The sequence below is a fragment of the Vibrio sp. Vb1554 genome, assembly GCF_033344235.1.
The window spans coordinates 1-1,047 of record NZ_JAWPOJ010000454.1 but is presented as its reverse complement, the minus strand read 5'-3'; the positions used below and the strand labels follow the sequence as shown (position 1 = coordinate 1,047).

The window sequence follows — 1,047 nt, the reverse complement described above, 5'->3', positions numbered from 1 at the left end:
TCTCATCGCATCTGGGCTATTAAGAAGCAAAGAAGCGACGACTTCGCTTACGCATGATTCAAGCTCGTCATCTTCTTTCACTTCATGCACGATGCCAAACTGTTGCGCTTTAACCGCAGGGATGACTTCACCACTGAGGATGTAACGACGTGCTTGTCGATTGCCCATCGCACGCATCACGTATGGTGCAATGGTGGCGGGCACCAATCCCAGTTTGACTTCACTCAAGCAAAACTCAGCGGAGTGGCTGGCGATAGCGATATCGCTGCAGCAAATTAGCCCCAATGCGCCACCAAAGGCTGAGCCTTGTACGACAGCGATGGTGGGTTGAGGGAAGGTATCCAACGTTTCCATTAAGCGAGCGAGGCTTTGTGCATCGACTAGGTTTTCTTTTCGGGTACTATTTGCCATCGATTGCATCCAAGCTAAGTCCGCACCAGAGGAAAAGTGTTTGCCATTACTGCGCAGCACTAAGCAACGCACATCGGTTCTTAGTGCAAGATAATCTAAGCGATGGATGATCAAATCAATCATGCAGGCATCAAAGGCATTGTGTTTCTTTGTCCGATTCAGCGTCAGCGTTGCAACACCGAATTCGTCAACCTGCCAAAGCACATCATTGTGTCGTTGAGCGTTTGGAACAATGCTTGGTTGTCTTTCCTGCATAATGATTTCCTTGTGAACGTTTATTTCAATTGCACGGTTACATTCTAAAGATGCCAAATTCGCTATCAGGTATTGGCGCGTTGAGCGCGGCCATTAACGCTTGTGCAAGCACGTTTCGCGTCTCTTTGGGGTCAATGATGCCGTCGTCCCATAATCTTGCACTGGCAAAGTACGGATGCCCTTGGGTCTCATACAAGTCTATGATCGATTCTTTGAAAGTGTGTTCTTCTTGCTCGGACCATTCTTCGCCGCGACGTTGGTTTATCTCTTTGCGCACCTGAGTCAACACGCCAGCGGCTTGCTCTCCGCCCATTACGGAGATGCGTGCGTTTGGCCACATCCACATCATGGTTGGGTCATACGCTCGTCCGCACATGCCGT

The 1,047-nt window shown here is 49.6% G+C and carries 2 protein-coding genes; both read right to left on the bottom strand.

Translation table 11 applies throughout. The annotated features are described in order from the left end of the window. A partial coding sequence (locus R8N28_RS27005; RefSeq protein ID WP_318183892.1) for an enoyl-CoA hydratase-related protein occupies positions 1-666 on the bottom strand: 666 nt, incomplete at its 3' end. A gap of 37 nt (positions 667-703) precedes the next feature. Continuing rightward, positions 704-1,047 (bottom strand): carboxyl transferase domain-containing protein (locus tag R8N28_RS27000; RefSeq protein ID WP_318183891.1); only part of this gene is annotated, 344 nt, incomplete at its 5' end.